General features: G+C 72.1%; 26 protein-coding genes. 10 read left to right on the top strand and 16 right to left on the bottom strand.

The genetic code is table 11. The features are described from left to right. Positions 1 to 5: 5 nt before the first annotated feature. Complete coding sequence (locus tag EAE32_RS05225) at positions 6 to 875, top strand: DNA-methyltransferase (RefSeq protein ID WP_121864375.1); 870 nt, start codon at positions 6 to 8, stop codon at positions 873 to 875. 24 nt (positions 876 to 899) lie between these two features. On the opposite strand, the gene EAE32_RS11875 is transcribed toward EAE32_RS05225, so the two are convergent. Continuing rightward, entirely contained in the window at positions 900 to 1751 is an 852-nt protein-coding gene (locus EAE32_RS11875; RefSeq protein WP_207803858.1) for a PHP domain-containing protein, read from the bottom strand. A 125-nt stretch (positions 1752 to 1876) separates the two neighbouring features. On the opposite strand from EAE32_RS11875, the gene EAE32_RS05215 reads away from it, so the two are divergent. Further along, positions 1877 to 3472, top strand: a complete 1596-nt coding sequence (locus tag EAE32_RS05215; RefSeq protein ID WP_121845054.1) for an aminopeptidase P family protein — start codon at positions 1877 to 1879, stop codon at positions 3470 to 3472. 98 nt (positions 3473 to 3570) lie between these two features. Here EAE32_RS05215 and EAE32_RS05210 read toward each other — a convergent pair whose 3' ends face one another. Beyond that, positions 3571 to 4572 (bottom strand): general stress protein, encoded by a 1002-nt coding sequence (locus tag EAE32_RS05210; RefSeq protein ID WP_121864374.1) that lies wholly within the window; start codon positions 4570 to 4572, stop codon positions 3571 to 3573. A gap of 226 nt (positions 4573 to 4798) precedes the next feature. Between EAE32_RS05210 and EAE32_RS05205 the strand changes: the two genes are divergently transcribed. Genes EAE32_RS05205 through EAE32_RS05195 form a run of 3 tightly spaced genes read left to right on the top strand, consistent with a single transcriptional unit; the run spans position 4799 to position 7996 of the window. Further along, positions 4799 to 6097 (top strand): magnesium transporter MgtE N-terminal domain-containing protein, encoded by a 1299-nt coding sequence (locus EAE32_RS05205; RefSeq protein WP_121864373.1) that lies wholly within the window; start codon positions 4799 to 4801, stop codon positions 6095 to 6097. Beyond that, a complete protein-coding gene (locus EAE32_RS05200; RefSeq protein WP_121845039.1) occupies positions 6090 to 6797 on the top strand; it encodes a DUF1003 domain-containing protein in 708 nt (235 codons plus the stop codon). The genes EAE32_RS05205 and EAE32_RS05200 overlap by 8 nt, the downstream gene beginning before the upstream one ends. Beyond that, complete coding sequence (locus tag EAE32_RS05195) at positions 6794 to 7996, top strand: Mrp/NBP35 family ATP-binding protein (RefSeq protein ID WP_240624985.1); 1203 nt, start codon at positions 6794 to 6796, stop codon at positions 7994 to 7996. The genes EAE32_RS05200 and EAE32_RS05195 overlap by 4 nt, the downstream gene beginning before the upstream one ends. A 46-nt stretch (positions 7997 to 8042) precedes the next feature. Here EAE32_RS05195 and EAE32_RS05190 read toward each other — a convergent pair whose 3' ends face one another. Together EAE32_RS05190 and EAE32_RS05185 are read right to left on the bottom strand one after the other, a co-directional pair. After that, positions 8043 to 8402 carry a twin-arginine translocase TatA/TatE family subunit gene (locus EAE32_RS05190; protein WP_121845038.1) on the bottom strand — a complete coding sequence of 120 codons (360 nt, stop codon included), beginning with the start codon at positions 8400 to 8402 and terminating at the stop codon, positions 8043 to 8045. Between the two features lie 44 nt (positions 8403 to 8446). Continuing rightward, positions 8447 to 9133 carry a hypothetical protein gene (locus EAE32_RS05185; RefSeq protein WP_121845037.1) on the bottom strand — a complete coding sequence of 229 codons (687 nt, stop codon included), beginning with the start codon at positions 9131 to 9133 and terminating at the stop codon, positions 8447 to 8449. A gap of 237 nt (positions 9134 to 9370) precedes the next feature. On the opposite strand from EAE32_RS05185, the gene EAE32_RS05180 reads away from it, so the two are divergent. Genes EAE32_RS05180 through crcB form a run of 3 tightly spaced genes read left to right on the top strand, consistent with a single transcriptional unit; the run spans position 9371 to position 10949 of the window. Next, positions 9371 to 10003: an O-methyltransferase gene (locus EAE32_RS05180; protein ID WP_121845036.1), complete on the top strand. Its 633-nt coding sequence runs from the start codon at positions 9371 to 9373 to the stop codon at positions 10001 to 10003. Next, positions 10003 to 10581, top strand: coding sequence for a fluoride efflux transporter FluC (locus EAE32_RS05175; RefSeq protein ID WP_243635585.1), 579 nt, complete (start codon positions 10003 to 10005; stop codon positions 10579 to 10581). The genes EAE32_RS05180 and EAE32_RS05175 overlap by 1 nt, the downstream gene beginning before the upstream one ends. Next, a complete protein-coding gene (gene crcB / locus EAE32_RS05170; protein ID WP_121845034.1) occupies positions 10578 to 10949 on the top strand; it encodes a fluoride efflux transporter CrcB in 372 nt (123 codons plus the stop codon). The genes EAE32_RS05175 and crcB overlap by 4 nt, the downstream gene beginning before the upstream one ends. Before the next feature lie 113 nt (positions 10950 to 11062). Here the strand turns inward: crcB and EAE32_RS05165 are convergent, their stop codons facing one another. The 5 genes from EAE32_RS05165 to EAE32_RS05145 all read right to left on the bottom strand — a co-directional run bounded on the left by EAE32_RS05165 (position 11063) and on the right by EAE32_RS05145 (position 15444). Beyond that, a complete protein-coding gene (locus EAE32_RS05165) occupies positions 11063 to 11230 on the bottom strand; it encodes a DUF3117 domain-containing protein (protein WP_121845033.1) in 168 nt (55 codons plus the stop codon). Between the two features lie 125 nt (positions 11231 to 11355). Continuing rightward, complete coding sequence (locus EAE32_RS05160) at positions 11356 to 12651, bottom strand: hypothetical protein (protein ID WP_243635584.1); 1296 nt, start codon at positions 12649 to 12651, stop codon at positions 11356 to 11358. Positions 12652 to 12734: 83 nt separating this feature from the next. Continuing rightward, positions 12735 to 13571: an LOG family protein gene (locus EAE32_RS05155; protein WP_121864370.1), complete on the bottom strand. Its 837-nt coding sequence runs from the start codon at positions 13569 to 13571 to the stop codon at positions 12735 to 12737. Positions 13572 to 13592: 21 nt separating this feature from the next. Then, the gene (gene dapE / locus EAE32_RS05150) at positions 13593 to 14699 is read right to left on the bottom strand and encodes a succinyl-diaminopimelate desuccinylase (protein ID WP_121845052.1); all 1107 of its coding nucleotides are present in this window, start codon (positions 14697 to 14699) and stop codon (positions 13593 to 13595) included. 28 nt (positions 14700 to 14727) lie between these two features. Continuing rightward, entirely contained in the window at positions 14728 to 15444 is a 717-nt protein-coding gene (locus EAE32_RS05145) for an ASCH domain-containing protein (RefSeq protein WP_121864369.1), read from the bottom strand. A 102-nt stretch (positions 15445 to 15546) separates the two neighbouring features. Between EAE32_RS05145 and dapD the strand changes: the two genes are divergently transcribed. Further along, the gene (dapD, locus tag EAE32_RS05140) at positions 15547 to 16518 is read left to right on the top strand and encodes a 2,3,4,5-tetrahydropyridine-2,6-dicarboxylate N-succinyltransferase (protein WP_121864368.1); all 972 of its coding nucleotides are present in this window, start codon (positions 15547 to 15549) and stop codon (positions 16516 to 16518) included. 170 nt (positions 16519 to 16688) lie between these two features. After that, entirely contained in the window at positions 16689 to 17705 is a 1017-nt protein-coding gene (galE, locus tag EAE32_RS05135) for a UDP-glucose 4-epimerase GalE (protein ID WP_121864367.1), read from the top strand. A 188-nt stretch (positions 17706 to 17893) separates the two neighbouring features. Here galE and EAE32_RS05130 read toward each other — a convergent pair whose 3' ends face one another. The 7 genes from EAE32_RS05130 to EAE32_RS05100 form a co-directional block, all read right to left on the bottom strand. Next, positions 17894 to 19195: a citrate synthase gene (locus EAE32_RS05130; protein WP_121845029.1), complete on the bottom strand. Its 1302-nt coding sequence runs from the start codon at positions 19193 to 19195 to the stop codon at positions 17894 to 17896. A gap of 174 nt (positions 19196 to 19369) precedes the next feature. Then, positions 19370 to 20515 (bottom strand): succinyldiaminopimelate transaminase, encoded by a 1146-nt coding sequence (dapC, locus tag EAE32_RS05125; RefSeq protein WP_121864366.1) that lies wholly within the window; start codon positions 20513 to 20515, stop codon positions 19370 to 19372. A gap of 4 nt (positions 20516 to 20519) precedes the next feature. After that, a complete protein-coding gene (gene fdxA / locus EAE32_RS05120) occupies positions 20520 to 20843 on the bottom strand; it encodes a ferredoxin (protein WP_121845027.1) in 324 nt (107 codons plus the stop codon). Between the two features lie 62 nt (positions 20844 to 20905). After that, positions 20906 to 21331 (bottom strand): hypothetical protein, encoded by a 426-nt coding sequence (locus tag EAE32_RS05115; protein ID WP_240624982.1) that lies wholly within the window; start codon positions 21329 to 21331, stop codon positions 20906 to 20908. 197 nt (positions 21332 to 21528) lie between these two features. Next, positions 21529 to 22434 (bottom strand): PIG-L family deacetylase, encoded by a 906-nt coding sequence (locus tag EAE32_RS05110; RefSeq protein WP_121864365.1) that lies wholly within the window; start codon positions 22432 to 22434, stop codon positions 21529 to 21531. Positions 22435 to 22436: 2 nt separating this feature from the next. Continuing rightward, the gene (typA, locus tag EAE32_RS05105; RefSeq protein ID WP_121864364.1) at positions 22437 to 24344 is read right to left on the bottom strand and encodes a translational GTPase TypA; all 1908 of its coding nucleotides are present in this window, start codon (positions 24342 to 24344) and stop codon (positions 22437 to 22439) included. 175 nt (positions 24345 to 24519) lie between these two features. Next, positions 24520 to 26709: an alpha/beta hydrolase family protein gene (locus EAE32_RS05100; protein ID WP_121864363.1), complete on the bottom strand. Its 2190-nt coding sequence runs from the start codon at positions 26707 to 26709 to the stop codon at positions 24520 to 24522. Between the last annotated feature and the right edge of the window lie 65 nt (positions 26710 to 26774).

The raw sequence follows: 26774 nt of genomic DNA, 5'->3' as shown, positions 1-26774 counted from the left end.
AGGCGGTGAGCGCGGCGGAGCCCTTCGTGTTCGACCCGGAGGGCACCAGCGCCGTGGTGCACGGCGAGAACCTCACCGTGCTGGAGTCCCTGCCGGACGAGTCGTTCTCCCTGGTGTACCTGGATCCCCCGTTCAACACCGGGCGGGACCAGGTGCGCCGCACCACCCGCTCGGTCCCCGTGGCCCACGGCGAGGGGGACCGGGTGGGGTTCGCGGGGCGCTCGTACGAGACCGTCATGGGCTCGCTGCGGCGCTACGAGGACTCGTTCGCGGACTACCTGGGGTTCCTGGAGCCGCGGCTCGCGCACGCGCGCCGCGTGCTGGCGAACCACGGCACCCTCTACGTGCACCTGGACTACCGGGAGGTGCACTACGTGAAGATCCTGCTGGACGCCCTGTTCGGCCGGGAGTGCTTCCTCAACGAGATCATCTGGGCCTACGACTTCGGCGGCCGCACCACCCGGCGCTGGCCCGCGAAGCACGACACCATCCTGGTGTACGTCAAGGACCCCGCCGCGTACCACTTCAGCTCCGAGGACGTGGACCGCGAGCCGTACATGGCTCCGGGGCTCGTGGGGCCCGAGAAGGCCGCGCGCGGGAAGCTGCCCACGGACGTGTGGTGGCACACCATCGTCTCCCCCACCGGGCGGGAGAAGACCGGCTACCCCACGCAGAAGCCCGCGGGCGTGCTGCGGCGGATCGTCACGGCGTCCTCCCGCCCCGGGGACTGGGTGCTGGACTTCTTCGCGGGCTCCGGCACCACGGGCGCCGTGAGCGCGGAGCTGGGGCGCCGGTTCGTGTGCGTGGACAGCAACCCCGAGGCCGTGGACGTCATGCGGCTGCGCCTGCCGGACGTCCCCGTCCACACCGTCTGAGCCACCGACGCCGGCGCCGGCCGCTCAGGGCCAGCGCACCTCCACGCCGGAGGTGGCCTGCTCGCAGATCCGGGTGAGCGAGCGCACGGACGTGGAGTTCTCCCCCAGCCGGTTGGGCTTGCCCTCACCGTGGTAGTCGCTGGAGCCGGTGACCAGCAGGTCGTGCTCGGCGGCCATGGTCATGAGGATCGCGCGGGACTCGTCCGGGTTGTCCCGGTGGGCGACCTCCAGGCCGGCCAGGCCCGCGTCGATCATCGCCTCGAAGTCCGCGGCACTCGCCACGCGTCCCCGCAGCGGCGCCATGGGGTGCGCGCACACGGGCACCCCACCCGCCGCGCGCACGAGCTTGATGGCCTCCACCGGGTCCAGGGCATCGTGGCGCACGTAGTACTTGGACCGCCCGGAGAGCAGGTCGGAGAACGCCGCGGACCGGGTGGGCACCACGCCCAGGGAGACCAGGGCATCCGCGATGTGGGGGCGGCCCACCGTGGCGTCCGGGCCCACCTGCGCCATGACGTCCTGCCACGAGATGTCGAAGTCCTCCCCGAGCAGCTCCACCATGCGCCGCGCCCGGGTGAGCCGGTTGCGGCGGCACTCCTCGATGCGCGCCACGAGCGGCTGGTACCCGGGGTCGTGGAGGTAGCTGAGCATGTGCACGGAGATCCCGTCCGCCGTGGTGCACGTGACCTCCATGCCCGGCACGAACGCCACGCCCAGGGAGACCGCGGTGTCCCCGGCCTCCTGCCACCCGGCGGTGGTGTCGTGGTCGGTGAGTGCGAAGACGCTGAGCCCGGCGGCGTGGGCCGAGCGGGCGACGTCGGCGGGGGTCTCCGTGCCGTCCGAGGCGATCGAGTGGGTGTGCAGGTCGATTCTCACCGGCTCCACGATACCGGCGGTGCCCCGTGCGGGCGCGCTGTTGACCGGCGTGACACCATGGACGGGACAGACCCGCACCCCACCCGTGCGCGAGCTATCGCGCCGCGAAGGAGATGACCGCGCCCATGAGCCAGGGCCCCCAGCACACCGCCGCTTCCCACCACGCGAGCGAGGACGCCGCGCAGCCCATGGACGAGCGCGTGGACAACCGCTCCCAGCGCCCGGACAACGAGCAGTTCCGCGAGTTCATGGCCTCGGGCTGGGCCGCGCCGGAGCACACGACGACGCCACGCGCGGAGGTTGCCGAGTACGCGGCCGCGCGCCGTGCCCGGCTCTCGCGCCTGTTCCCTGGCGAGCGCCTGGTGATCCCGGCCGGTGCCCCCAAGGTGCGCTCGAACGACACCGACTACCGCTTCCGCCCGCACTCGGCGTTCGCGCACGTGACGGGCATGGGAGTGGACCACGAGCCCGAGGCCGTGCTGGTCATGGAGCCCACCGAGCCGGGCCGGGGCGACAACGGCAGCGACCACGTGGCCACTCTCTACTTCCACCCCATGGCGGGGCGGGACTCCGCCGAGTTCTACGCGGACGCCAAGAACGGCGAGTTCTGGGTGGGACCGCGACCCACCCTGCAGCAGCTGCAGGACGAGTTCGGTCTGCCCACGCAGGACCTCTCGGCTCTGGAGACGGCCGTGACCAAGGACGCCGGCAACGCGGCCCTGGGCGGTCTGAGCATCCGGCTGGTGCGGGACGTGGACCTGAACATGGACGCGCTCGTGGACACCTCCCGGATCAACACGGGCGTGGACCTCGAGCAGTCCGACGCGAAGGACGCCACGCTGGCCGAGGCGCTGAGCGAGCTGCGGCTCGTGAAGGACGACTACGAGGTCGGTGAGCTGCGCAAGGCCGTGGACGCCACCATCCGCGGCTTCGAGGACATCGTGGCGGTGCTGCCGCAGGCGATTGGCGGCGAGCGCGGTGAGCGCGTGGTCGAGGGAGCGTTCTTCTCGCGTGCCCGCCTCGAGGGCAACGACCTCGGGTACGACACGATTGCGGCCTCCGGCAACAACGCCACGGTGCTGCACTGGATCCGCAACAACGGCTCGGTCAAGCCCGGGGAGCTGATCCTGGTGGACGCCGGGGTGGAGGCGGAGTCCCTCTACACGGCGGATCTCACCCGCACCCTGCCGGTGGACGGCACCTACACCGAGGTGCAGCGCCGGATCTACCAGGCCGTGCTGGACGCCTCCGAGGCGGCGTTCGAGGTGGCCGTGCCCGGCAACCGGTTCCGGGACGTCCACGCCGCGGCCATGGACGTGCTGGCCCACCGCCTCGAGGAGTGGGACCTGCTCCCGGTCTCCGCGGAGGTCTCCCTGTCCGAGTCGGGCCAGCACCACCGCCGCTGGATGCCCCACGGCACGAGCCACCACCTGGGGATCGACGTGCACGACTGCGCCCAGGCCAAGCGCGAGCTGTACCTGGACGCCGTGATCGAGCCGGGCATGGTGTTCACCATCGAGCCGGGGCTCTACTTCAAGGAGGAGGACCTCGCGATCCCCGAGGAGTACCGCGGGATCGGCGTGCGCATCGAGGACGACGTCCTCGTGACCGAGAACGGCAACGAGAACCTCTCCGCGGCGCTGCCCCGCCACCCGGACGACGTCGAGTCGTGGATCCAGGGCATCTGGAACCGCACCGAGAACGTGGGCCCGCGCGCCTGACCCCGAGCCCGGACCATGCAGAACGCCCCGCACACCGTGCGGGGCGTTCAGCATTTCCACCGGGTGCGGCTCGTGGGCCGGCACCGGTCACCGAGGACTCAGCGGCGGTTCTCCGGGGTGCCGTTCTCGGCGCCGCCGCCCTGCTGGGCGTCGCGTGCGTCCCGGGCGTCCTGCGCGGCGGCGGGGCCACCCGTGCGGGTCCACGGCGCGGAGCGGTCGACCTCGGGAGTGGCCTCGGCCTCCACGCGGATGCCGTACTGGGGCCGTCCGTCCGGGAGGTCGGGGAACTTCGCGGAGCGGTTGGGGTCCTGCTGCTGGGCCGCCGGGCCCGGCTGCGTGTCCTGGGAGGCACCGGGGGCCGACGCCGCGGAGCTGCTGCCGTGCGCGGCACCGGAGGGCGTGCCCTGGCCCGGCACGCCCGGCCGCCCCTCGGGGCCACCGGTGTACGTGCCGTTCCGGGGTGCACCGCCGTGGGGTGCACCCTGCCGGGCTCCGCCGTGGCCCGGGCCGCCCGGGCCCCACTGCTCGCCGTTCCCCCCGTCCTGCCGGGCCCCGCCCGGACCGCGTCCGCCGAAGGGGGCGGGGTTCTGGGCGCGTGCCCCGGCACCCGGCTCACCGGGCATGCCGCCGAGCACCTGACGGGCTTGCCCGGCCACCTCGGGTGCGGCGAGGACCTCGTAGCTGCCCGCCACGATCCGGCTGGTGGAGGTGAAGTCCCGCTTGCCACGCGACATCGCGTACGTGATGGTGGCCATCAGCATGAAGAACGCCCCGCCCAGCAGCATGGTGAGCAGCACCGTGGGCACCATGTTCGCGCCCCCGAACATGGTCATGACCAGGCCGAAGAAGGCGCCGAAGAAGATGCCGTTGAGCGCCCCCTGCAGGGCCACCCGCGGGTACGAGAGCCGCCCGGTCACCTGCTCCACGGACTTCAGGTCGCTGCCGATGATCGAGACCATGGCCACGGGGAAGTGCTCGTCGGACATGTAGTCCACGGCCTTCTGCGCCTCGGCGTAGGTGCGGTAGCGCCCCACCACCTCCCCGCGGGGCATCTCCGGGGCGATGGACAACTGGGCTGGGCTGCGGTTCGGGTTGCTCATACCGGACATTGTCCCGCACAGCGGTGCGAGCGCGCCGGGAAAACCCTGGGGCATCGCAGCGGGTGAACACCGTGGGACCGCATCCCGCCGGTGTCGTGGCACCGCACCTGCCGGGGTGCCGCCTGTCCCCGGCCCTGCTCCGGTCCCGCAGGGCCACGGCCCCGTGGCGTTGTGCCCGGTCCGGCCCCGAATGTCCCCATCCTGCGTGGATCACTAGGCTGGGCGGGTGAGCACAAACCTTTCCAAGATCTTCGTGGCCCGGCTGATCGGCCTGGACGTCTTCGACCCCCTGGGCGACCGCCTGGGGCGGCTGCGCGACGTCGTCGTGCTGCTGCGCCCCGGCACGCGCCCGTCCGTGAAGAACCGGCCCCTCGTGGTGGGCTTGGTGGTGGAGGTGCTCGGGAAGAAGCGGGTGTTCGTGCCCATGACCCGCGTGACGAGCATCGACGCGGACCAGATCATCTCCACGGGCCTCGTGAACCTGCGCCGCTTCGAGCAGCGCGGGGCCGAGACCCTCGCCGTGGGCGAGCTCTTCGACCGCACCGTGGTGCTGCTGGACGGCTCCGGCACGGCCACCATCGAGGACGTGGCCATGGAGAAGTCCAACAACCGCGGCGACTGGGTGGTGTCGCAGCTGTTCGTGCGCCGGTCCCAGGCCACGGGCGGACTGATCCGGCGCCGCAACCAGACGCTGATCGTGGACTGGGAGGACACCGACGACCCCTCCAACGCGGGGCACCAGCCCGCCACCCAGTGGATCACGCAGCACGAGGAGGACCAGGCCGCGGACCTCGCGGACGAGCTGCGGGACATGCCGGACAAGCGCAAGCTCGAGATCGCCGGGGAGCTGCAGGACGAGCGCCTCGCGGACGTGCTCGAGGAGCTGCCGGAGGAGGACCAGGTGTTCATCCTCACGCACATGGCGAAGGAGCGCGCCGTCGCCCTGCTCGAGGAGATGGACCCGGACGACGCCGCGGACCTGCTCAACGAGCTGCCCGAGGCGGAGGCCGAGCGCCTCATCACCATGATGGAGCCCGAGGACGCCGAGGACGTCCGGCGCCTGCGCGAGTACGAGGAGGGCACCGCCGGCTCCCTCATGACGCCGGTGCCCATCGTGCTCTCCCCCGAGGCCACCGTGGCGGAGGCGCTCGCGCACATCCGCCAGGAGGAGATCATCCCCGCCGCGGCCTCCGCGGTGCTCGTGTGCCGCCCGCCGCTGGAGACCCCCACGGGCAAGTACCTGGGGTTCGTTCACACGCAGCGGCTGCTGCGCTACCCTCCCCCCGAGGCCATCGGCAACCTGATCGACCGGTCCATCGAGCCGGTCTCCGACCAGGCGTCGCTGGCGGACGTCGCCCGGGAGCTGGCCACCTACGACCTCACGATCCTGCCGGTGGTCAACGACCAGGACCGGCTCGTGGGAGCGGTCACGATCGACGACGTCCTGGACGCGCTGCTGCCCGACGACTGGCGCACGTACGACGACGGGACCCCGGTCCGGAAGGTGGGCAAGAGGTATGAGTAGCCCCAGGCAGAGCACAGGCTCGCAGTATTCCCCCGGTCCCCTGGACCAGCCGCGCGAGAAGCGCCCGGGGTTCCTCAACCGCTTCCGCCCCAACCCGGACTCGTTCGGTGAGCTCACGGAGGCCATTGCCCGCTGGATGGGCACCCCGCAGTTCCTGCTGTGGATGACGGTGTTCGTGGCCATCTGGCTGTCCTGGAACACGCTGGCGCCGGAGGAGATCCAGTTCGACCCGCGGTCCCTGAACTTCACCCTGCTGACGCTCATGCTGTCCCTGCAGGCGTCCTACGCGGCTCCGCTGCTGCTGCTGGCGCAGAACCGCCAGGACGACCGCGACCGCGTGGTCGCGGAGGAGGACCGCCAGCGCGGCCAGCAGAACCTCGCGGACACCGAGTACCTCACCCGCGAGATCGCCTCGTTGCGCATCGCCATGCGGGAGGTCGCCACGCGCGACTACGTGCGCTCGGAGCTGCGCAGCCTGCTCGAGGAGATCATCGACGCCCAGGACCAGCGTGCCGAGGCGGCCGGGACCGGTGCTCCCGAGCGGAAGTCCGAGAGCGCACGGAAGTCCGGGGGCGGCAGGAAGTCCGAGCGGGCCAAGCGCCCCGGCGCGGCCGGGGAGACGGCACGCTCCGGTGGTTCGCACGCGGCGTCGGCCCCCGGGGCGGGGAACGACGGTGCGGGCGGGGAGACCCCGCGGTGACCGGGAAGGACGGCACCGCCGGAACCGTGGACCCGCGGCTGCGCAGCGCCCTGGACGGGGTCATCGACCCGGAGCTGCGCCGGCCGGTGACCGAGCTCGGCATGATCCCCGCGGCCACGCTGGACGGCACCACGGCGCACGTCACGGTGCTGCTCACCGTGTCCGGCTGCCCGCTGCGCGGGACGATCGAGGCGGACCTGCGCACCGCGCTGTCCGAGGTGCCCGGTGTCACCGAGGTGGTCGTGGACGTGGGCGTGATGACCCCCGAGCAGCGCCGGGAGCTGCAGGAACGGCTGGGTCACCACCGCAGCAACCCGTTCGCGGACCCGGACTCCCTGACCCGCGTGCACGCCGTGACCAGCGGCAAGGGCGGGGTGGGCAAGTCCAGCGTGACCGTCAACCTCGCGGCGGCCCTCGCCGCGATGGGGCGCACGGTGGGGATCGTGGACGCGGACGTGCACGGCTTCTCCGTCCCCGGTCTGCTGGGCATCACCCAGTCCCCCACGCGTGTGGGGGACATGATCCTGCCCCCCGTGGTGGAGGTGCCCGAGGGCGTGGACCGGCTGCCCCAGGACAGCGCGGCGGGCGCGGGGCACCGTTCGCGCGGCGTCGTGAAGGTGATCTCCATCGGGATGTTCGTGGACCCCGCCCAGCCCGTGGCGTGGCGCGGGCCCATGCTGCACCGAGCCGTGGAGCAGTTCCTCACGGACGTGCACTTCGGGGACCTGGACCACCTGCTCCTGGACCTGCCGCCGGGCACGGGGGACATCGCCATCTCGGTGGGTCAGCTGCTGCCCCGCTCGGGGGTGCTGGTGGTCTCCACCCCGCAGCACGCCGCGGTCAGCGTGGCCCAGCGCTCCGGGACGCTCGCGGAGCAGACCGGGCAGAGGGTCACGGGCGTGGTGGAGAACATGTCCGCCATGGTCATGCCGGACGGCTCCCGCATGGAGGTCTTCGGCGCGGGAGGCGGGGAGACCATCGCCACCTCGCTGAGCGAACGCCTCGGCTACCCCGTCCCGCTGCTGGGCAGCGTGCCGCTGGACGTCACCGTCCGGGAGGCCTCGGACCGGGGTGTGCCCGCGGTGTGGGCGGACCCGGACTCACCCGCCGCCGCCCAGCTCTGGGAGATCGCCCGGGCGCTGGACCGCCAGGGCCGGGGACTCGCCGGGCGCAGCCTGGGCATCACGCCGCGCGGCTGAGCCGTCCACCGCCCCGCGGGCCTGCGTGCCCCGGTGACGACGCCGCTCAGGTGGCCTCGGTGTCGAACGGCGCCCGTTCGCCCCGGGCCAGGCGCCGCACGGTGGGGGCGGCCACGGTGGAGGCCGAGTACTGCGGACGGGGGCGCTCGGCGTCGTCCTCCAGGAGAGCCTCCCGCACGATCACGCGGGGGTCGTACTGCCGGGGGTCGAGCTTGCGCCAGTCCAGGTCCGAGAACTCGGGGCCCAGGGTCTCCTTGAGGTCCTCCGTGGCACCCGTGGCGTAGCTGCGGACGGCCTTGACCATCTCCTTGAGCTTCTGGGCGTACTCGGGAACGCGCTCGGGCCCGATGATCACCAGGGCCACGATGAGAATGATGATGGCTTCTCCGCCAGAAATCCCGAACACGCGCTGAGCCTATCAACGTCGGGCAACGCCCCGCGGGGTCGTTCCTAGCCGAACAGCTTCTGCAGGCCGTCCACCACGGTGGCGCCGAAGCTCTCGTCGTGGCGCGAGGGCAAACTCACACGGGCGCGGTCCTCCGCCACCACCGCGCTCACGGTCTCGGCCACGGTGGCCGGGGGCGTGTCCGAGGTGATGGTGTAGACCGCGTCCGGGCGGACCATCACGGCGCGCCACGGGTCCTCGCGCTCCACCCACAGCCGGGACCCCGCCACCACGGACTCGTGCAACCCCTCGGCGCTGACGGGCAGTCCGCTCACGCCGTCCACGGGGTTCTCCGGGTTCACGTGGCCGCGCTGCTCCACGATCTCGACCGTGCCGCGGTCGTCGTGCAGGGTGAGGGCCACGGCGGGCTCGCCGCCCACGGTGGTCTGGCGGATGTCGGTCACGCTGTAGCCCTCCGCGGCAAGCCCGGGCACGGCCCAGCCCAGTGAGCGCAGGGAGCGGATGTCCGCCGCGGACGTGGTGTCCACCATGCCCTGGGCCCCCGGGGACCACGTGGCCGCGGCCTGCGCGCCACTGAGCTGCTCCTGCTGCGCCCTGCGACCCACGCTCCACACCGCGGTGGCGACCAGGGCCACGCACAGGCACGTGGCGACGGCGGCCACGAGAGTGACGGTGCGTCGGGCGGGCCGGCGCGTGGGCCGGACGGCCGTGCCTGCGCTGCGTGTGGACACCCCGTCCCCTCTCCTCGAGCGAATCCTGCGTGTGACGCGTCCCGAACCGGGGCGCGTCTCCATTGTTCTGCAGGAAACTGACAGCGATCTGGGCGGGCACCGGGGGTTCCCCGCGCCCCGCGCCCGGACCGCGATAGGCTGGCCTCCGGAAAACTCCGGCGCCACGCCGGGGCGTCACATCGGGCGCCGGGGCCCGCTGGCTCCCGCCGCACACGGCAGCGAAGGACATGCGCGTCCATGACCACGGACAAGACCACGAGCTGGGCCTACTGCGAGGCCTACGCCACGGAGGACGAGACCGCCTTCCGTGCCCGCGAGCGCTCCCTCGCCCTGCGGCTGGACCCCGTGACACCCGCCTCGGCCGCGCTCCTCACCGTCCTGGCGTCCTCCGCCCGACCCGCGACCGTGGTGGAGGTGGGCACCGGAGCGGGGGTCTCCGGGCTGGCACTGCTGCGGGGGATGCCCGCCGAGTCCGTGCTGACCACCATCGACACGGACATCCGTGCGCTGCGCGCCGCCCGGGACACGTTCCGCGAGGCGGGTTTCGAGACCAAGCGGACCCGCACGATCTCCGGCGCCGCAGCCCTCGTGCTGCCCCGCCTCACGGAGAACGCATACGACATGGTCTTCGTGGACGCGGACGTGGCCAACACAGCGGAGTACGTGATCGAGGGCGCGCGGCTGCTGCGCCGCGGCGGCATGCTCGTGGTCAACGACGCCCTGCACCAGGACCTCGTGCCGCAGCCCGCGCAGCGGCAGGAGGAGACCGTGATCATGCGGGAGGTCGTGCGCACCCTGCGTGACGAGCCCCGGCTGTCCACCGCGGTGGTGCCCACGGGGACGGGCATGCTGCTCGCCGTGCGCCGCTGATGCCTTCCCTGCTGCGCGACGTCTGTCTCGTGGCCCTCGGCGGTGCCGTGGGCAGCGTGGCCCGCTGGGGTGTGGCCCACGTGCTGCCCACCGGCTCCTTCGGGCACTGGCCCACGTTCGCCGTCAACGTCCTCGGTGCACTGCTGCTCGGGCTGCTCCTCGAGGCCCTCACACGGCCCGGTCCCGAGACCCCGCGCGCGCACACCGTGCGGCTGCTCGTGGGCACCGGGGCCCTCGGCGGGTTCACCACGTACTCCACGTTCGCGCAGGAGCTCTGGGACGGGGTCAGCTCCGGTGCCACGGGCCCCGCCCTGGGGTATGCGGGCCTCACGCTCGTCTCCGGTCTGCTCGCCGCCGCCCTCGGGATGATCCTCGGGGCGCGCGTGCGGGGCCCCGGCGGCGCCCGCGCGGCGGAGCAGGCACTGGACACCACCGCTGGGGACACGCGGACCGGTGCCCCGGCGGCGTCGGCCACCGCGAGCCCGACGACGCCTGGCGGCCTGCCTGCCGGCGCCGACGAGCAGCCCCCGGCCGGGTCGTCCTCGACCGGCCCGGCGTCCTCCGGGGAGCACCGGTGATCGCGGTGCTGGCCGTCGCGGTGGGCGGTGCAGTGGGCGCGGCGCTGCGCCACCTGACGGACCGCGCCGTGAGCGCGCGCCAGGAGCGGCCGTTCCCCCTGGGCACGGTGCTCGTGAACGTGCTGGGCTCGTTCGTGCTGGGCGTGGTCAGCGGGCTCGGCATGGTCCTGGGCCCCGAGTGGACGGTGGCCCTGGGCACGGGGCTGTGCGGGGGTTTCACCACCTTCTCCACCGCGATGGTGGACGCCGTGCGGCTGGCCCGCGAGCGCCGTGGTGCCGCGGCCCTGGCGGTGGTGCTCGGCACGCTGCTGTGGGCCCTGCTGGCCGTGGCCGCGGGTATAACGCTCGGGACGCGCTGGGCGGCCTGAGCACGGCTGAGCACGGAGCAGCGCGAGAGCCCCTCACCGTGGTGAGGGGCTCTCGCGCTGTGGAACCGGGGATCCGCGGGTCACGGGTCCGTTCCGAAGACGGGGTGACGCCGCTACTGGGTCACGCCGGAGAGGCATTCGCGCAGCTCCGCGGCCTCGTCCGCCTTGAGCTCGACCACCAGACGCCCGCCGCCTTCCAGGGGGACCCGCATGATCAGGCTGCGTCCTTCTTTGGTGACCTCCATGGGTCCGTCACCCGTTCTCGGCTTCATGGCCGCCATTTAGCGCTCCTCTTCGTGGATGTGTGCGCCCACCATCTTATCGAACGCGAACCCCTGGCCGTGACGCCGCCCACGGCCCCCGCCGCGCGGCCCGGCAGCCGCCGCCCCGTGCCCGGGTTGCGGTCTCACGGCGGGTAGTCCCCTCCCCCGGGGAGCTGCTTCCAGTGCCACAGCCACCCTACCCACACCACCTGCAGGACGGCTCCCGTGACCACGAGCAGCGTGCGGTACGCCCGGGACCCGCTCGCGTGCACGAGCGGCGCGGCGAGAGGGGCCCACGGCAGCAGCAGGCGGAACGTGGAGGACTGCGGGTTGAGCACGAGCAGCAGGTAGCAGCCGTACGCGGCGATCCACACGCGCACGAAGAACGGCAGCGAGCGCCGCACCACGCCGGAGCGCAGCACGCACACCACGGCCACCACGAGCAGCACCGGGGCCAGCAGCCCGCCCACCGGCCCGAAGAGCGAGACCGCCTGCTCGAACCACGGCAGCACGGGCACCACGGTGGAGCTCCCGCGCCACGCGGCCTCGGTCTCGGTGTACGCCCCAGGATCTCCGGTGACGGCCCACGCGATGGCGGGCCAGGCCAGCGCCGCCGCACACGCGAGCAGCGCGACCGCGAGCCAGCGGTCCGCGCACCGGTACCACGCACGACGCCGGGCCCGCACGTCCCGCACCGCGCGCCACAGCCACCACACGCCCAGGGCCGCCGCGAGGGCGACGCCGGTGGGCCGGGTGAGCGCCTGCAGCACCACGAGCACGGCGGTCCACACGGGCCGCCCACGCACGACGCACAGGATGGCGCCGAGCAGGAGCAACAGGCTCAAGGCCTCGGCGTAGGGGGTCTGCAGCACGGGGGCCACGGGGTTGAACGCGAACACCGCCACGGCCCACAGCGCGGGGCGCGAGGTGCCACCGGGTGTCCGCGGGCCGGCCATGACGGGCGCGGTGCACACCAGCCGGTACAGCACGAGCGCCGCCCCGAACCCCGCGAACAGGGACACCGTGGCGGCGGTGCCAGCCCAGCCCGTGCCGGTCACCCCGGCGATCCCCCGGACCAGCAGGGGGAACACGGGGTAGAAGGCCCAGGGATTCTCCTGCACCGTGCCCAGGGAGTCCGTGGGCAGCTGCGAGGGGTAGCCCTCCCGGAAGATGGTGCGGTACCAGTCCGAGTCCCACGTGGCCACGAAGTCCAGGTACCCCAGCGGGCCGTCGCCCCACGGCCCCGGGCCCTGCTGCGCGCCCACCACGCCGAAGACGGCCCAGCCCCACAGCCGGGAGATGCCGTAGACGGCGACGACGGCGAGCCACCACGGAGCCCGCGAGAACAGGGCCCGCGTTCGGGCCGCTGCCCCGCGGGCGCGGCTCTCTCCGGCGCGCGGGGCGCGGCTGGCACCAGCAGAGTCCTGCGGTGCGGTCACCGTGCGGTCCCTCGCCGGGCTGTGGCCGGGCTCTTCGCACTCGCGCGGGAGGCTCTCGGAAGGCGAGTCGGGTGGAACCGGACTCATGCCTCGGAACCGGGGCGGGCGGCGTCGTCGTCCGGGGGTGCGATCCCCATGCCGGGGTCCTGGGCATGGACGGAGGTGAGGATCTCCACGACCTCCTCGGCGGTGTCCACCACGCGCAGCAGGTCGAGGTCCGCGTCCGAGGCCTTGCCCCCGGCCACGAGGGTGCCCGTGATCCAGTCCAGCAGCGGACGCCAGTACTCGGTGCCCACCAGGATCATGGGGAAACGGGTGATCTTACCGGTCTGCACCAGGGTCAGCGCCTCGAAGAGCTCGTCCAGCGTGCCGAAGCCGCCGGGCAGCGCCACGAAGCCCTGGCTGTACTTCACGAACATGGTCTTGCGCGCGAAGAAGTACCGGAAGTTGATGCCCAGGTCCACCCAGTGGTTCAGGTGCTGCTCGTGGGGCAGCTCGATGCCGATGCCCACGGAGTGCGCCCCCACGTCCACGGCGCCGCGGTTCGCGGCCTCCATGACGCCGGGGCCACCCCCGGTGACCACGGCGTAGCCCGCCTCGCCGACGGCCCGGCCCACCGCTCGCGCGAGCTCGTACTCCGGGTGGCCCGGAGCCGTGCGCGCGGAGCCGAAGACCGTGATGGCCGGACCCAGGTTGGCGAGTGCGTCGAAGCCCTCCACGAACTCGGCCTGGATGCGCAGCACGCGCCACGGGTCCGTGCGGGTGAAGTCGTCCGGCTCGGCGGGGCGCTGGTCCAGGAAGCGCTGGTCGGAGGTGCGCCGCTGCAGCTGGGCACGGCGCAGCACCACCGGACCCTTGTGGCGCTCGGCGGGACTGCTCGCGCCGGAGTCGGGTTCAGGAGTCGTGTCGTGGGAGGTCATGGACCCAGGCTACGTGCCGGATCAGGACAACCAGTGGGCGAGGGCGGCGTGGCAGGCCCGCACGGCGTCGTCGTGCACGTGCTCGTCGTCCGTGTGGGCCAGCAGGGCGTCCCCCGGACCGAAGTTCACGGCCGGGACGCCGGCCTCCGAGAAGCGGGCCACGTCCGTCCAGCCGTACTTGGGCATCGGCTCCAGCCCCACGGCCGCCACGAACTGTGCCGCGGCCGACCGGTCCAGGCCGGGGCGCGCCGCCGGGGAGAGGTCCTGCCACTCGATCTCGTAGCCCTCGAACACCTCGCGCACGTGCTGCTGCGCCTGCTCCAGGGTCTTGTCCGGGGCGAAGCGGTAGTTGACCTCGGTCCACGCGGTGTCCGGGATGACGTTGCCCGCCACTCCCCCGCCGGTGCGGATGGCGTTGAGACCCTCCCGGTAGTCCAGGCCCTCCACGGTGATGGTGCGGGGCTCGTAGCGGGCCAGCCGGGCCAGCAGCTCCGCCTGCTTGTGGATGGCGTTCTCCCCGATCCAGGAGCGCCCCGAGTGCGCAGCCCTGCCGTGCGTGGTGATCCGGAAGCGCATGGTCCCGTTGCACCCGCCCTCCACGGTGCCGTTGGTCGGTTCCAGGAGCACCGCGAAGTCCGCTTCCAGCAGCTGCGGGGAGTGGCGCATCACGCGCCCCAGCCCGCTGGCGTCGCTGGAGACCTCCTCGTGGTCGTAGAACACGTAGGTCACGTCCCGCGTGGGCTCCCGCAGCTGCTGGGCGAGCACCAGCTGGACGGCCACCCCGCCCTTCATGTCGGTGGTGCCGCGGCCGTAGATCACGTCCCGGTCCCCCTCACGACGCCGCACGGACGGCACCGCGCCCAGCGCGCCCTCCACGGTGGGCAGGGGCACGGTGTCCAGGTGCCCGGCGAGGATCACCCGCTCGTCCCGGCCCAGCTCCGTGCGGGCCACCACGGTGTCCCCGTCCCGGTGCACGCTCAGGTGGGGCAGCTCGCGCAGGGCGGCCTCCACGGCGTCCGCGAGCGGGCCCTCGTGGTCCGAGACGGACTCCACGTCCACCAGCGCGGCGGTGAGGTCCGCGGGGTCCATGGTGAGGTCGAGTGCGGGTGTCTGCTGATCGGCTGCCATGGCGGCCAGCATAGTCACCGCGTCCCCATCAGCCGCCCAGCAGCTGGAACGTCACCACGTCCACGCGGGCCTCGGGCTCCAGCCCCGGGTAGTGGGTGTCCAGTGCCGAGTTCAGTTCCGCCAGCGAGCCGAATCCGTCCCGCACCGCATCGAGGTCCGTGAGCTCCGTGCGGTAAACGGTCCGGACCTCGGAGACGGATGCCGGAAGCACCGCCACCATTCCATCGGCCCGCTCGAACACGATCTCTGCGGGGCCCACCCGGAACGGGTCGTCCACGCGGATCGTCTGCTGTTTCTCCCCCCTCCGCACCAGGGCCTCGTACCCCTCCCACATGAAGATCTGCTGCGGACGCTCAGCCGCGCCCTGGTCGTAGGCGAAGGGCAGCAGCTCCCGGGCCGTGCGTGTGCAGAGACCACCATGGTCCCGCACGACGAACTGGATGGCCGGGGAGATGTCGTGGACGATCTGACGGCACTTGCCACAGGGCGACACCACGTCACCCGTGGGGCCGTACGCCGCGGCCATCACGGTGATGGGGTCGTCCGGGCAGGAACCGGCGTGGTGGGACAGCACCGCGATCTCGCCACACGGTCCGCCCAGGAAGTGGTAGGTGTTCAACCCCAGAACCACCCGCCCCGATGCAGTCAGAGCACCGGCCGCCACGGTGTGGACGTCGTCGTCGTTGTACTTCTGCGCGTGGTCGATGACCTGCCGGGTGAGTTCTCGGACCTCCTGGGTGAGCATGGCCCGAGCCTACCGGCGGCTCGACTGCTGGTGGCCGGCAACCAGTGAACGGGGCAGCGGCAGGGACGCCGGGCGCCGTTGCCCGCCACTTAGGATGGGGCCATGACTTCAAAGAGCGAGAGCACCGTCAATTCCCGCACCGCATCCGGCGTGGGCCTGGCCACCGTCGTGGATGCCGGCGAGCGCGCGGGCACCGTCCTGGACGTCTTCTACCCCGCCCCCGCCCTCAGCGCGAACCCCGACTCCAGCTACGAGGCGGACCTGCGGGTGGCCGCGACCACGGACCCCGACCGCAACGTGCGCTCCGAGATCGTGACCACGGTGGTCGACCTGGACGCGGCCCCGCAGGACACCGCGGACGCCTACCTCCGGCTGCACCTGCTCTCCCACCGGCTCGTCCAGCCGAACACGATCAACCTGGACGGCATCTTCGGTCTGCTCGCCAACGTGGCGTGGACGAGCCGCGGGCCGGTCCTGGCCGAGGAGCTCACCCGCTCCCTGCTCGCCCTGCGTGCGGGCGGGCCCGTCACGGTCTTCGCCGTGGACAAGTTCCCCCGCATGGTGGACTACGTGGTCCCCTCCGGTGTGCGCATCGGTGACGCGGACCGCGTGCGCCTGGGCGCGCACCTCGGCGAGGGCACCACCGTGATGCACGAGGGCTTCGTGAACTTCAACGCGGGCACGCTCGGCGCGGCCATGGTGGAGGGCCGCATCTCCGCGGGCGTGGTGGTCCACGACCACACGGACGTGGGCGGTGGCGCGTCCATCATGGGCACCCTCTCCGGTGGCGGCAAGCAGCGCATCACCCTGGGCGAGCGCTGCCTCCTGGGTGCGAACGCGGGCGTGGGCATCTCGCTCGGCGACGACTGCGTGGTGGAGGCCGGTCTCTACGTCACCGCGGGAACCCGGGTCTCCCTGCTCGACGCCGCCGCCGAGCCCCGCGTGGTCAAGGCCTCCGAGCTCTCGGGCGTCTCCAACCTGCTGTTCCGCCGCAACTCGGTGAACGGCGCCGTGGAGGCCCTGCCCCGCAGCGGCGGCACCGTGGAGCTGAACTCGGCGCTGCACGCGAACTGAGCGCAGCGGCGTCGTCGCGCCGAGAGCGTGTGGCCGGTTCTGGCAACGGGACCGGCCACACGCGTTCCGGCACCGCACACTTTCGCCGCGTGTGGACGCCGAACACTGGTGCGACGGGCCCGGCCCCGGCGCGCAGAGGATTCCCGGGTGCACTGGTTAGGGTGGAACGCATGAAGATTCTCGTCACCGGGGGAACCGGCTACATCGGCTCGCACACCGTCCTCGCCCTGCTCCAGGCGGGCCACGACGTGGTGGTGGTGGACAACCTCTCCAACTCCTCCCGCACGTCCCTGGAGCGGGTCGCGGAGCTCGCGGGCCGCGACGTGGCCGCGTTCGAGCAGGTGGACCTGCTGGACCGCCCGGGCCTGGACACCGTGTTCCGCGACCACCGCCCGGACGCCGTGATCCACTTCGCCGGGCTGAAGGCCGTGGGCGAGTCCGCGGAGAAGCCCCTGTGGTACTACACGAACAACGTGAGCGGGACCGTGAACCTGCTGTGGGCCATGGAGGAGAACGGCTGCCGGTCCATCGTGTTCTCGTCCTCCGCCACGGTCTACGGCGCACCGGAGACGATGCCGCTCACCGAGAAGCTCGCCATGGACGCCCAGAACCCCTACGGGCGCACCAAGGAGCACATCGAGGACATGCTCACGGACCTGGCCGCCTCGGACGAGCGGTGGTCCATCGCGCTGCTGCGCTACTTCAACCCCGTGGGCGCGCACGAGTCCGGGCGGATCGGTGAGGACCCCTCGGGCATCCCCAACAACCTGATGCCGTTCGTGGCGCAGGTGGCCGTGGGGCGGCGCGATAAGCTCATGGTCTTCGGCGGGGACTACCCCACCCCGGACGGCACCGGCGTGCGGGACTACATCCACGTGGTGGACCTCGCGGACGGCCACCTCAAGGCCCTGGACCGGATCACCGCGGACCCCGGGTTGCACGTGTGGAACCTGGGCACCGGGCGCGGCTACTCCGTCCTGGAGGTTCGCGAGGCGTTCGAGAAGGCCTCGGGCCGGGAGATCCCGTACGAGATCGCCCCCCGCCGCGCGGGCGACGCCGCCGTGTCCTACGCCGATCCCTCCGCCGCCCTCGCGGAGCTGGGCTGGTCCGCGGACCGGGACATCGACACCATGTGCCGCGACCACTGGAACTGGCAGAAGAACAACCCCAACGGCTACGAGGGCTGAGCCCCTCCCCCCGTGCCCCGGGCCGACGCCGCCGGGTGCGGTCAGATTCCGGGGCGCGGCGTCAGGGTGCGCACGGGCTGCTCGGCGCGCCTCCTGCCGTGCACGGCCGGACGCCGCGTTACACGGGAACGCCGCCCCGGTCACCGAGAAGGTGACCGGGGCGGCGTCGTACCGGGAGACCGGTGGGGTCAGCTGGCCGTGGGGTAGTGGCGCTCGCCCTCGCCCACGTAGAGCTGGCGGGGCCGGCCGATCTTGGTCTCGGGGTCCTCGATCATCTCGCGCCACTGGGCGATCCAGCCCGGCAGGCGCCCGATCGCGAAGAGAACGGTGAACATCTTCTCCGGGAAGCCCATGGCCTTGTAGATCAGTCCGGTGTAGAAGTCCACGTTCGGGTACAGCTTGCGCTCCACGAAGTAGTCGTCCGCGAGTGCCTTCTCCTCCAGGCCGATGGCCAGGTCCAGCAGCTCGTTGTTGCCGCCCATCTTGGCCAGGACGTCGTGCGCGTAGCCCTTGATGATGCGCGCGCGGGGGTCGTAGTTCTTGTAGACGCGGTGCCCGAAGCCCATGAGGCGGACACCGTCCTCCTTGTTCTTGACCTTCTCCATGAACTCGTCCGCGGAGAGCCCGCGGTTCTGGATCTGGTCCAGCATGGCGAGGACGGCCTCGTTGGCGCCGCCGTGCAGCGGACCGTAGAGGGCGTTGATGCCGGCGGACACGGACGCGAACATGTTCGCGTGCGAAGAGCCCACCAGACGCACGGTGGAGGTGGAGCAGTTCTGCTCGTGGTCCGCGTGCAGCATGAACAGGATGTCCAGGGTCTTGGCGACCACCGGGTCCACCTCGTACTCCTCGGCGGGCACGCCGAAGCACATGCGCAGGAAGTTCTCCGCGTAGTTGAGGTTGTTGTGGGGGTAGAGCTGCGGCTCGCCCACGGACTTCTTGTACGCGTACGCGGCCAGGGTGGGGACCTTGGCGAGCAGGCGGATGGTGGAGATCTCCACGTGCTCCTTGTTGAAGGGGTCCAGGGAGTCCGAGTAGAAGGTGGACAGCGCCGAGACCGCGGAGGACAGCACGGGCATGGGGTGCGCGGAACGGGGGAACCCGTTGAAGAACATCTTGATGTCCTCGTGCACCATGGTGTGCGTGGTGATCCGGTGCTGGAAGTCCTCGTACTGCTCGCGCGTGGGCAGCTCGCCGTAGATCAGCAGGTAGGCGGTCTCCAGGAAGTTGGAGTGCTCCGCGAGCTCCTCGATGGGATAGCCGCGGTAGCGCAGGATGCCCTGGGCGCCGTCGATGTAGGTGACCGAGGACCGCGTGTTGGCGGTGTTCACGAACCCGGGGTCGAAGCTGACGTTGCCGGTCTCCTTGAGCAGGGAGCCCACGCCGTAGCCCTTGTTGCCCTCGGTGACCTCCAGCATGGGAAGCTCGAGGGACTTGCCCTTCTCGTAGTTCAGTTCCACCTTGCCGGTGTTCTTCTTGGCCTCTGCCATGGTGAGTCCTTCACGGTTTGCTCGGGTGTTCCAGGTGTCGGTGCGCGCTGCGGGCCGTCACGGCGTCGTGGCAGCGCAAGGGCGTGCGCGTCCGGTGGGAACACGGTGTGATCGTGGTCCAACCTACTCGCTAGTGCGAGCGGTATTCCACTTGCCGCCGCGCGCGGGGCGGTCTCACAGCGCCTGTCGGAGACGCTGCACGGCGGCCGCGACGCGCTCGTCCGTGGCGGTCAGGGAGAGCCGCACGTAGCCGTGGCCCGCGTCCCCGTAGAACGTGCCGGGACCCACCACGATCCCCAACCGGGCGAAGCGCTGCACGGAGGTCCAGGTGTCCTCCCCCGCTGTGGCCCACAGGTAGAGTCCGGCTTCGGAGTGCTCCACGGTGAACCCGAAGGCCTCCACCGCGGGTTTCAGCGCCGCGCGGCGCTGCCGGTAGAGCGCCTTCTGCGCCGCCACGTGGGCGTGGTCCCCCAGGGCCACGCGCATGGCCTCCTGCACCGGGTACGCCACGATCATGCCCGCGTGCTTGCGGGAGTTCACCAGGGATGCCATCAGCACCGGGTCACCGGCGAGGAACGCTGCCCGGTAGCCCGCGAGGTTCGACTGCTTGGACAGCGAGTACGCGCTGAGCAGCAGCGACATGTCCCCGCCGCTCACCCGGGGGTCCAGCACGGACGGCACGGGCTCCCCGCCCTCGGAGACGTCCCAGCGGCCCCAGCCGAGCTCCGCGTAGCACTCGTCCGAGACCACCACGGCGCCCTGGGCGCGGGCCTGGTCCACGAGCCGGCGCAGGGACGCCACGTCCCGCACGATGCCGGTGGGGTTGCCCGGGGAGTTGACCCAGACCATGCGCGCCCGTTCGCGCACCGCGGGCTCCAGCTCGTCCAGTGAGTCGGCGGCCACGGACTGCGCACCCGCGAGACGCGCACCGATGTCGTAGGTGGGGTAGGCCACCACGGGGCGCACCACCACGTCACCCGGGCCCAGACCCAGCAGCAGCGGGAGCCAGGCCACGAGCTCCTTGGAGCCCACGGTGGGCATCACGGCCTCGGGGTCCAGGCCCGGCACCCCGCGGCGCTCGGCATACCACGCCGCCACCGCCTCGCGCAGAGCGGGCGTGCCGTGCGTGGTGGGGTAGCCGGGCGCGTCCGCCGCCGCGGCCAGGGCGTCCTGCACCACGAGCGGCGTGGGATCCACGGGCGTGCCGATGGACAGGTCCACCACGCCGTCCGCGTGCTCCCCCGCCTGCGCCCGGTACGGGGCCAGGGAGTTCCACGGGTAGTCCGGCAGGTCCAGGCCGAAGCCCCCGCGCTCGCTCACCGGATCAGTCCTGGTTCTGCGGGGGCAGTTCCGCGATCATCGGGTGGTCCTTGTGGGTGTTGCCGAGCTTCGCGGCTCCGCCCGGGGATCCGAGGTCGTCGAAGAACTCCACGTTGGCCTTGTAGTAGTCGGCCCACTCGTCCGGGGTGTCGTCCTCGTAGTAGATGGCCTCCACGGGGCACACCGGCTCGCACGCACCGCAGTCCACGCACTCGTCCGGGTGGATGTACAGGGAGCGCTCACCCTCGTAGATGCAGTCCACGGGGCACTCCTCCACGCACGCCTTGTCCTTGACGTCCACGCAGGGCTGAGCGATCACATAAGTCACGTTTCTCGGACCTTCCCTTCAGTTCCCAAGTTGTCCAACATTCTAGCGAGGGGCCTTCGAGGCTATCGCGTGCGCCGACGCACGAGCCAACGTCCCGTCACAATCACGGCGGCCATGACGGCCAGGAAGACCACCACGAACCACAGGATCCCCACCACGCCGACGGGTGCCGTCCAGGTGGTGGCCACCAGCGCAGAGCCCTGCCGCAGGTAGGCACCCGCCCACGCCACGAGGTACGTGAGCAGTCCGGGCACGGCCGCGGCCCAGACCCGCCGGGTGGAGGTTCCGCACCACACGCCCGCGCACAGCAGCAGCATGCCGGAGAACACGAGCCCCCACGGAAACCACCAGCCGCCCAGGTACCAGATGCCGCCGTGCATGGCGGTGGCCACGGGACCCACCACGAGTCCCGTGGGCACCGCGGTCACCGCCGACGACGCCGTTCCCGGCCGTTCGTCCGCGCGGCCCGGAGTCTCGGGGTTGCCCACCGCGGAGTCCGCCTCCGGTTCCGCAGGCAGGGCCGCCCATGGTGCGGCGGGCTCCGTGCCGTTCAGCGGACGCGATCTTCTCCGGGCAGGAGGCGTCGGGGCGTCCCGCGCTCCCCGCGCGGCACCCGGTGCGCGCGGCGAGGTGGCGGCGCACTGGCCGCCGTCCCCGTCACGGCCGCTGTCCGAGTGCGGTGCGTTCACGGGGTGCGCCGATCGAGCAGCCGGTACGTCTCGGTGGTGTTGATGTGCTGGAGCACGCCGTTGGACATGGTGTACCCCGTGTCCTGCGGGTCCGGCGCGAGCACGATCTGCGTGGCGTGGGCGGCCATGGCGGCCCGTTTCACCGCGAGGTCGCCGCGGATCGCGGCCTGCAGCCGGCGGTCGGCGGGGTCCACCTCGCTCTCGATCCCCCACGTGAGGGGCACGGACCAGGCGTCGTTCTCGGCATCGCCCGCCGCCGCGGCCAGCTGCACGGCGCGCACGGTCACCCGGAACGTGGCCACGTGGTCGGGGTGGCCGTAGCCGCCGTCGTCCGAGTAGGTGACCACCGCGTGCGGCTGCAGCGCCCGGACGGCCGCGGCCACGTGGGCGGCGGCCTCCTCGGGATCGGCCGCGGTCAGTGCGGCGGGCGAAACATCCGCGGCGGGTTGGGCGTGGCCGTCCGGCCCCCAGCTCATGCCGGAGTCCACGTACTTCCCCGCGCCGTTGGCGAAGCCCACGGAGGCGTCCAGGGCGGGAGGCTCTCCCGCGTAGAACCGGTCCGTGAGACCCATGGCGGCCGCGGCGGCGTCGAGCTCGGAGATCCGGTACAGCCCCAGGGCGGTGCCGTCCGTGTCCGGGCAGCCCGGCTGGCCCACCTCGAGGTGGCGCAGCGCGGGCGGGATGACCTCGCCGCGCTCGCCGCGCGTCATGGTCAGCAGCACCGTGGTGGCGCCCAGGCCGCTGTAGTGGCCCATAGACGCCGCGGTGTTGATCGCCTCGTCGTCCGGGTGGGCGTGGACGAAGAGCAGACGCGCCCGGGCGGGGTCCACGCCCGCGGGCAGCAGCGTGTCCGCCGCGCCCGCGATGGCGTGTCCCCCGCCCGGGTACTTCGGGTCGACCACGATCAGGCGCGCGCCCGCTGACGGGCGACCTTGAGCCGCTCGTTGGCGTCCAGGACCACCTTGCGGATGCGGATGGCCTCCGGGGTGACCTCCACGCACTCGTCCTCGCGGGCGAACTCGAGGCACTCCTCGAGCGTGAGCTTGCGCGGCGGGGTGAGGTTCTCGAACGTCTCCGAGGAGGCCGCACGCATGTTGGTGAGCTTCTTCTCCTTGGTGATGTTCACGTCCATGTCGTCCGCGCGCGAGTTCTCGCCCACGATCATGCCCTCGTACACCTCGGAAGTGGGCTCCACGAAGAACGAGCCGCGCTCCTGCAGGTTGATCATGGCGAACGGGGTCACCACGCCGGCGCGGTCCGCGACCATGGAGCCGTTGGTGCGGTACTCGATCTCCCCGGCCCACGGCTCGTAGCCGTCCGCGTAGGAGGAGGCGATGCCCGCGCCGCGGGTGTCCGTGAGGAACTTGGTGCGGAAGCCGATCAGACCGCGGGAGGGCACCTTGAACTCCATGCGCACCCAGCCGGTGCCGTGGTTGCTCATGCCCTCCATGCGGCCCTTGCGCCCGGCCATCAGCTGGGTCACGGCGCCCAGGTACTCCTCGGGGACGTCGATGGTCATGTGTTCGAACGGCTCGTGCACCTTGCCGTCGACGGTCTTGGTGACCACCTGGGGCTTGCCCGCGGTGAGCTCGAAGCCCTCGCGGCGCATCTGCTCCACCAGGATGGCCAGCGCGAGCTCGCCGCGGCCCTGGACCTCCCACGCGTCCGGACGCTGGGTGGGGAGGATCTTCAGGGAGACGTTGCCGATCAGCTCCTTGTCCAGGCGGTCCTTGACCTGGCGCGCGGTGACCTTGGCGCCCTTGACGCGCCCGGCCAGCGGGGAGGTGTTGATGCCGATGGTCATGGAGATGGCGGGATCGTCCACGGTGATCAGCGGTAGCGGAGCGGGGTTCTCCAGGTCCGTGAGGGTCTCACCGATGGTGATGTCCTCGATGCCCGCGACGGCCACGATCTCACCGGGTCCGGCGCTCTCGGCGGGAACGCGGTCCAGGCCCCTGGTGGCGAGCAGCTCGGAGATGCGCACGCTCTTGAGGGTGCCGTCCTGGCGGGCCCAGGCGACGGTCTGGCCCTTCTTGAGGGTGCCGTTGAAGATGCGCAGCAGCGCCAGGCGGCCCAGGAACGGGGAGGCATCCAGGTTGGTCACGTGGGCCTGCAGCACGCCCTCGGGGTTGTAGGACGGCGCCGGGATGTGCTCGATGATGGTCTTGAACAGCGGCTCGAGGTCCTCGTTGTCCGGCAGCTCGCCGTTGGCGGGCTGGTCGGTGGAGGCGCGGCCGGCCTTGCCCGAGGCGTACACCACGGGGACGTCCAGCACGGCGTCCAAGTCCAGGTCCGGGTTGTCCTCGGCGATGTCCGAGGCCAGGCCCAGCAGCAGGTCCATGGTGTCCGAGACGACCTCTTCGATGCGCGCGTCCGGGCGGTCCACCTTGTTCACGACCACGATCACGGGCAGCTTGGCCTCGAGGGCCTTGCGCAGCACGAAGCGCGTCTGGGGCAGGGGGCCCTCGGAGGCGTCCACGAGCAGCACCACGCCGTCCACCATGGACAGCCCACGCTCCACCTCGCCGCCGAAGTCCGCGTGGCCGGGGGTGTCGATCACGTTGATGGTGATGGTCTCGCCGTTCGCGGCGGGACCGTCGTAGAACACCGTGGTGTTCTTCGCGAGGATCGTGATGCCCTTCTCGCGCTCCAGGTCGCCCGAGTCCATGACCCGTTCCGCAACCTCTCCGTGGCTGGAGAACGCGTGCGTCTGCTGGAGCATGGCATCGACGATGGTGGTCTTGCCGTGGTCAACGTGGGCCACGATGGCCACGTTGCGCAGATCGGCGCGCTGGGCGGTGTTTTCAGACATACACGAGTCTCTCTTCGCAGGTAGAGGCAGAGGGGAATCGTGGCGATTCTACTCCCCTCCACCTGCCGCCCCGCGCACACGTGACCGAACTCTCCGCCGCCGTACGCGGTGCTCGCCCGACGACGCCGCCGCGCCGCGGGTGGCGACGGCGGGGCGACGCTCCCGGCGGCCCGGTTCAGCCCAGCAGCTCGGGCCGCTCCCAGTCCTTCCCCAGCACGTGCTGGTCCAGGAACGCGAGGGTGGTCTCGTACCAGGTCCGTGCGTTGGCGGGCTTGAGGATCCAGTGCCCCTCATCCGGGTAGTAGAGGAAGCGGTGGCCCGCCACCGAGGTGCTGCGCTGCAGGTCCGCCCACAGCTCCAGTCCCTGGGAGACGGGCACCCGGTAGTCCTTGTCCCCGTGGATCACGAGCAGGGGCACCTCGATGCGCTCCACGAAGCGGTGCGGGGAGTACTCGGCGGCCTGGGAGGGGCCCATGGCCTCGCGCCACAGGGTGTTGTCCGTGGTGGCCCCCATGGAGTCCAGGTTCCACACGGACGCGTGCGTCACGATGCACCGGAACCGGCCCCCGGTGTGCGTGGCCACCCAGTTGGCCATGTACCCGCCGTAGGAGCCACCCATGAGCGCCTGCTTCTCGGGGTCGATGTCCGCGCGCGCCGTGGTGGCGTCCACGAGCGCCATGACGTCCGTGAACGGCGCCCCGCCCAGCTCCTGCTGACCCCGTTCGATCATCGACTGGCCGTAGCCCGTGGAGATCGCGGGGTCCGGCAGCAGCACCGCGTACCCCTTCGCCACGAACGGCCACGGGTTCCAGCGCCAGCTCCACTGGTTGTTGGAACCCCACGGACCCCCGTGCACGAACACCACGAGCGGGTGCCGGGTGCCCGCAGCACTCTCGGGCAGCGCGAGCCACGCGCGGATCTCGGTGCCGTCCCCGGCCGTGGTGGTGACCTCCTCCAGACGCCCGGGCACGGCGTCGTCGGGAACCAGCCCGGTCACCGGGGCGGGTCCTGCGGATCCCTCGGGCGCGTCCGACGGCGCCGGGTCACCGTGGCTCGACGACGTCGCCCGCGCACCGGCGTCGGAGGCTGCCGCACCGGGCGCGGACCAGCGCACCAGCTGCGCGGGGTGGGCGTAGCTCGCACGCAGGCCCACGAGGTCCTCCCCCGCCACGCGCACCGAGGAGTAGGTCCAGTCCTGGTCCGCGCCACCGGCAGCCGTCTGCACGCGGACGTCCCCGCCGCGGGGGCAGTGCACCCGGAGCACGATGCCGCGGCCGCGGTGGTCGGAGACGCACACGAACGAGTCGTCGTCCAGCCACGCCGCGTCCGCCGCCCAGTGCTCGTCCCACGGCACGGCCTCGATCTCCTCGCCGGTCGCCATGTCCCGCACCCACAGCGACAAAGCCATGTTCACGCCGTCCCGCCAGAGCCGGTGGCGGGTGAGGACCACGCGGGAGCCGTCCGGACTCACCTCCCCCGGGGACCACTGCTCCGCCACGGAGGCGTCGTGCAGCAGCTCGGCCTCCCCCGCGCCGACCGGCCCGCCGCGGGACGGTGCGGGCTCACCTGCAGCACCTTCCCGCTCTGCCGAGTCCGCTGCGCCCGCGCCCTCCGGGCTGTCCGCGGCGGGTGCCGGGGCGGGCAGGGGGATGCGCCACAGCTGCGTGCGCTCCACACCGCCCTCGGCCACCACCGCCATCTCCACGAGCAGCCACGTGCCGTCCGGGGCCACCGACACGTGGCCCAGACGCCCGGCAGGCAGCTCGACGCGCCGGACGGCCCCGGCGGCGTCGTCATCCGCCGAGAGGGACCCGGTGTCCAGGAACCAGAGGGCGTCCTCCGCCGCCGGGAGGTCGTGGTCCCAGAAACGGATGGGCGAGCGGTCGTGGAGCACGGCGCTCACACCGGTCTCCTCCCGGCGGTCGTGGCTCTCGCGGTTGCGCGCGAACTCGTCCTGCGCGCCGCGGGCGGCGGGGTGCAGGCCCGAGACGAAGAACAGCCGGTCCCCACCGAGCTGGAGGTGGGAGATGCCCTCGGGGGCGTCCAGCACCGCGCGGGCCTCACCGCGCTCGGGAAGCAGCCACAGCCGGGTGCGCTTGTCCTCGTCACCGGGCACGGGGCGGTCGGAGGTGAACCACACGGTGCCGGAGCCGGTGGGGCAGGCCTCCCGGACGCCCCTCTCGTCGTGGGTGAGCTGCACCGGCTCGCCCCGCGCGGGCACGGCCCAGGCGTGGGTGACGTAGCGCGTGCCGTCCGGGGAGAGCTCCTGGCGCAGCGCGACCACCGGGCCGTCGCGGTGCGCCGCGAGTCCGGCGAGTCGAGGGGTGGCCACGAGGTCTGCGGGAGTTGCGTAACGAGAGGTCATGTGTCGTAGGTTACAGTCGCCCAGCGACGCGCGGAGTCCACCGCAGGCCCGGGTCCGCGCTAGCG

The sequence above is a fragment of the Kocuria tytonicola genome (assembly GCF_003687175.1).
GTDB classification, from domain to species: Bacteria; Actinomycetota; Actinomycetes; order Actinomycetales; family Micrococcaceae; genus Kocuria; species Kocuria tytonicola.
This window is presented reverse-complemented; position numbering and strand designations above follow the sequence as displayed.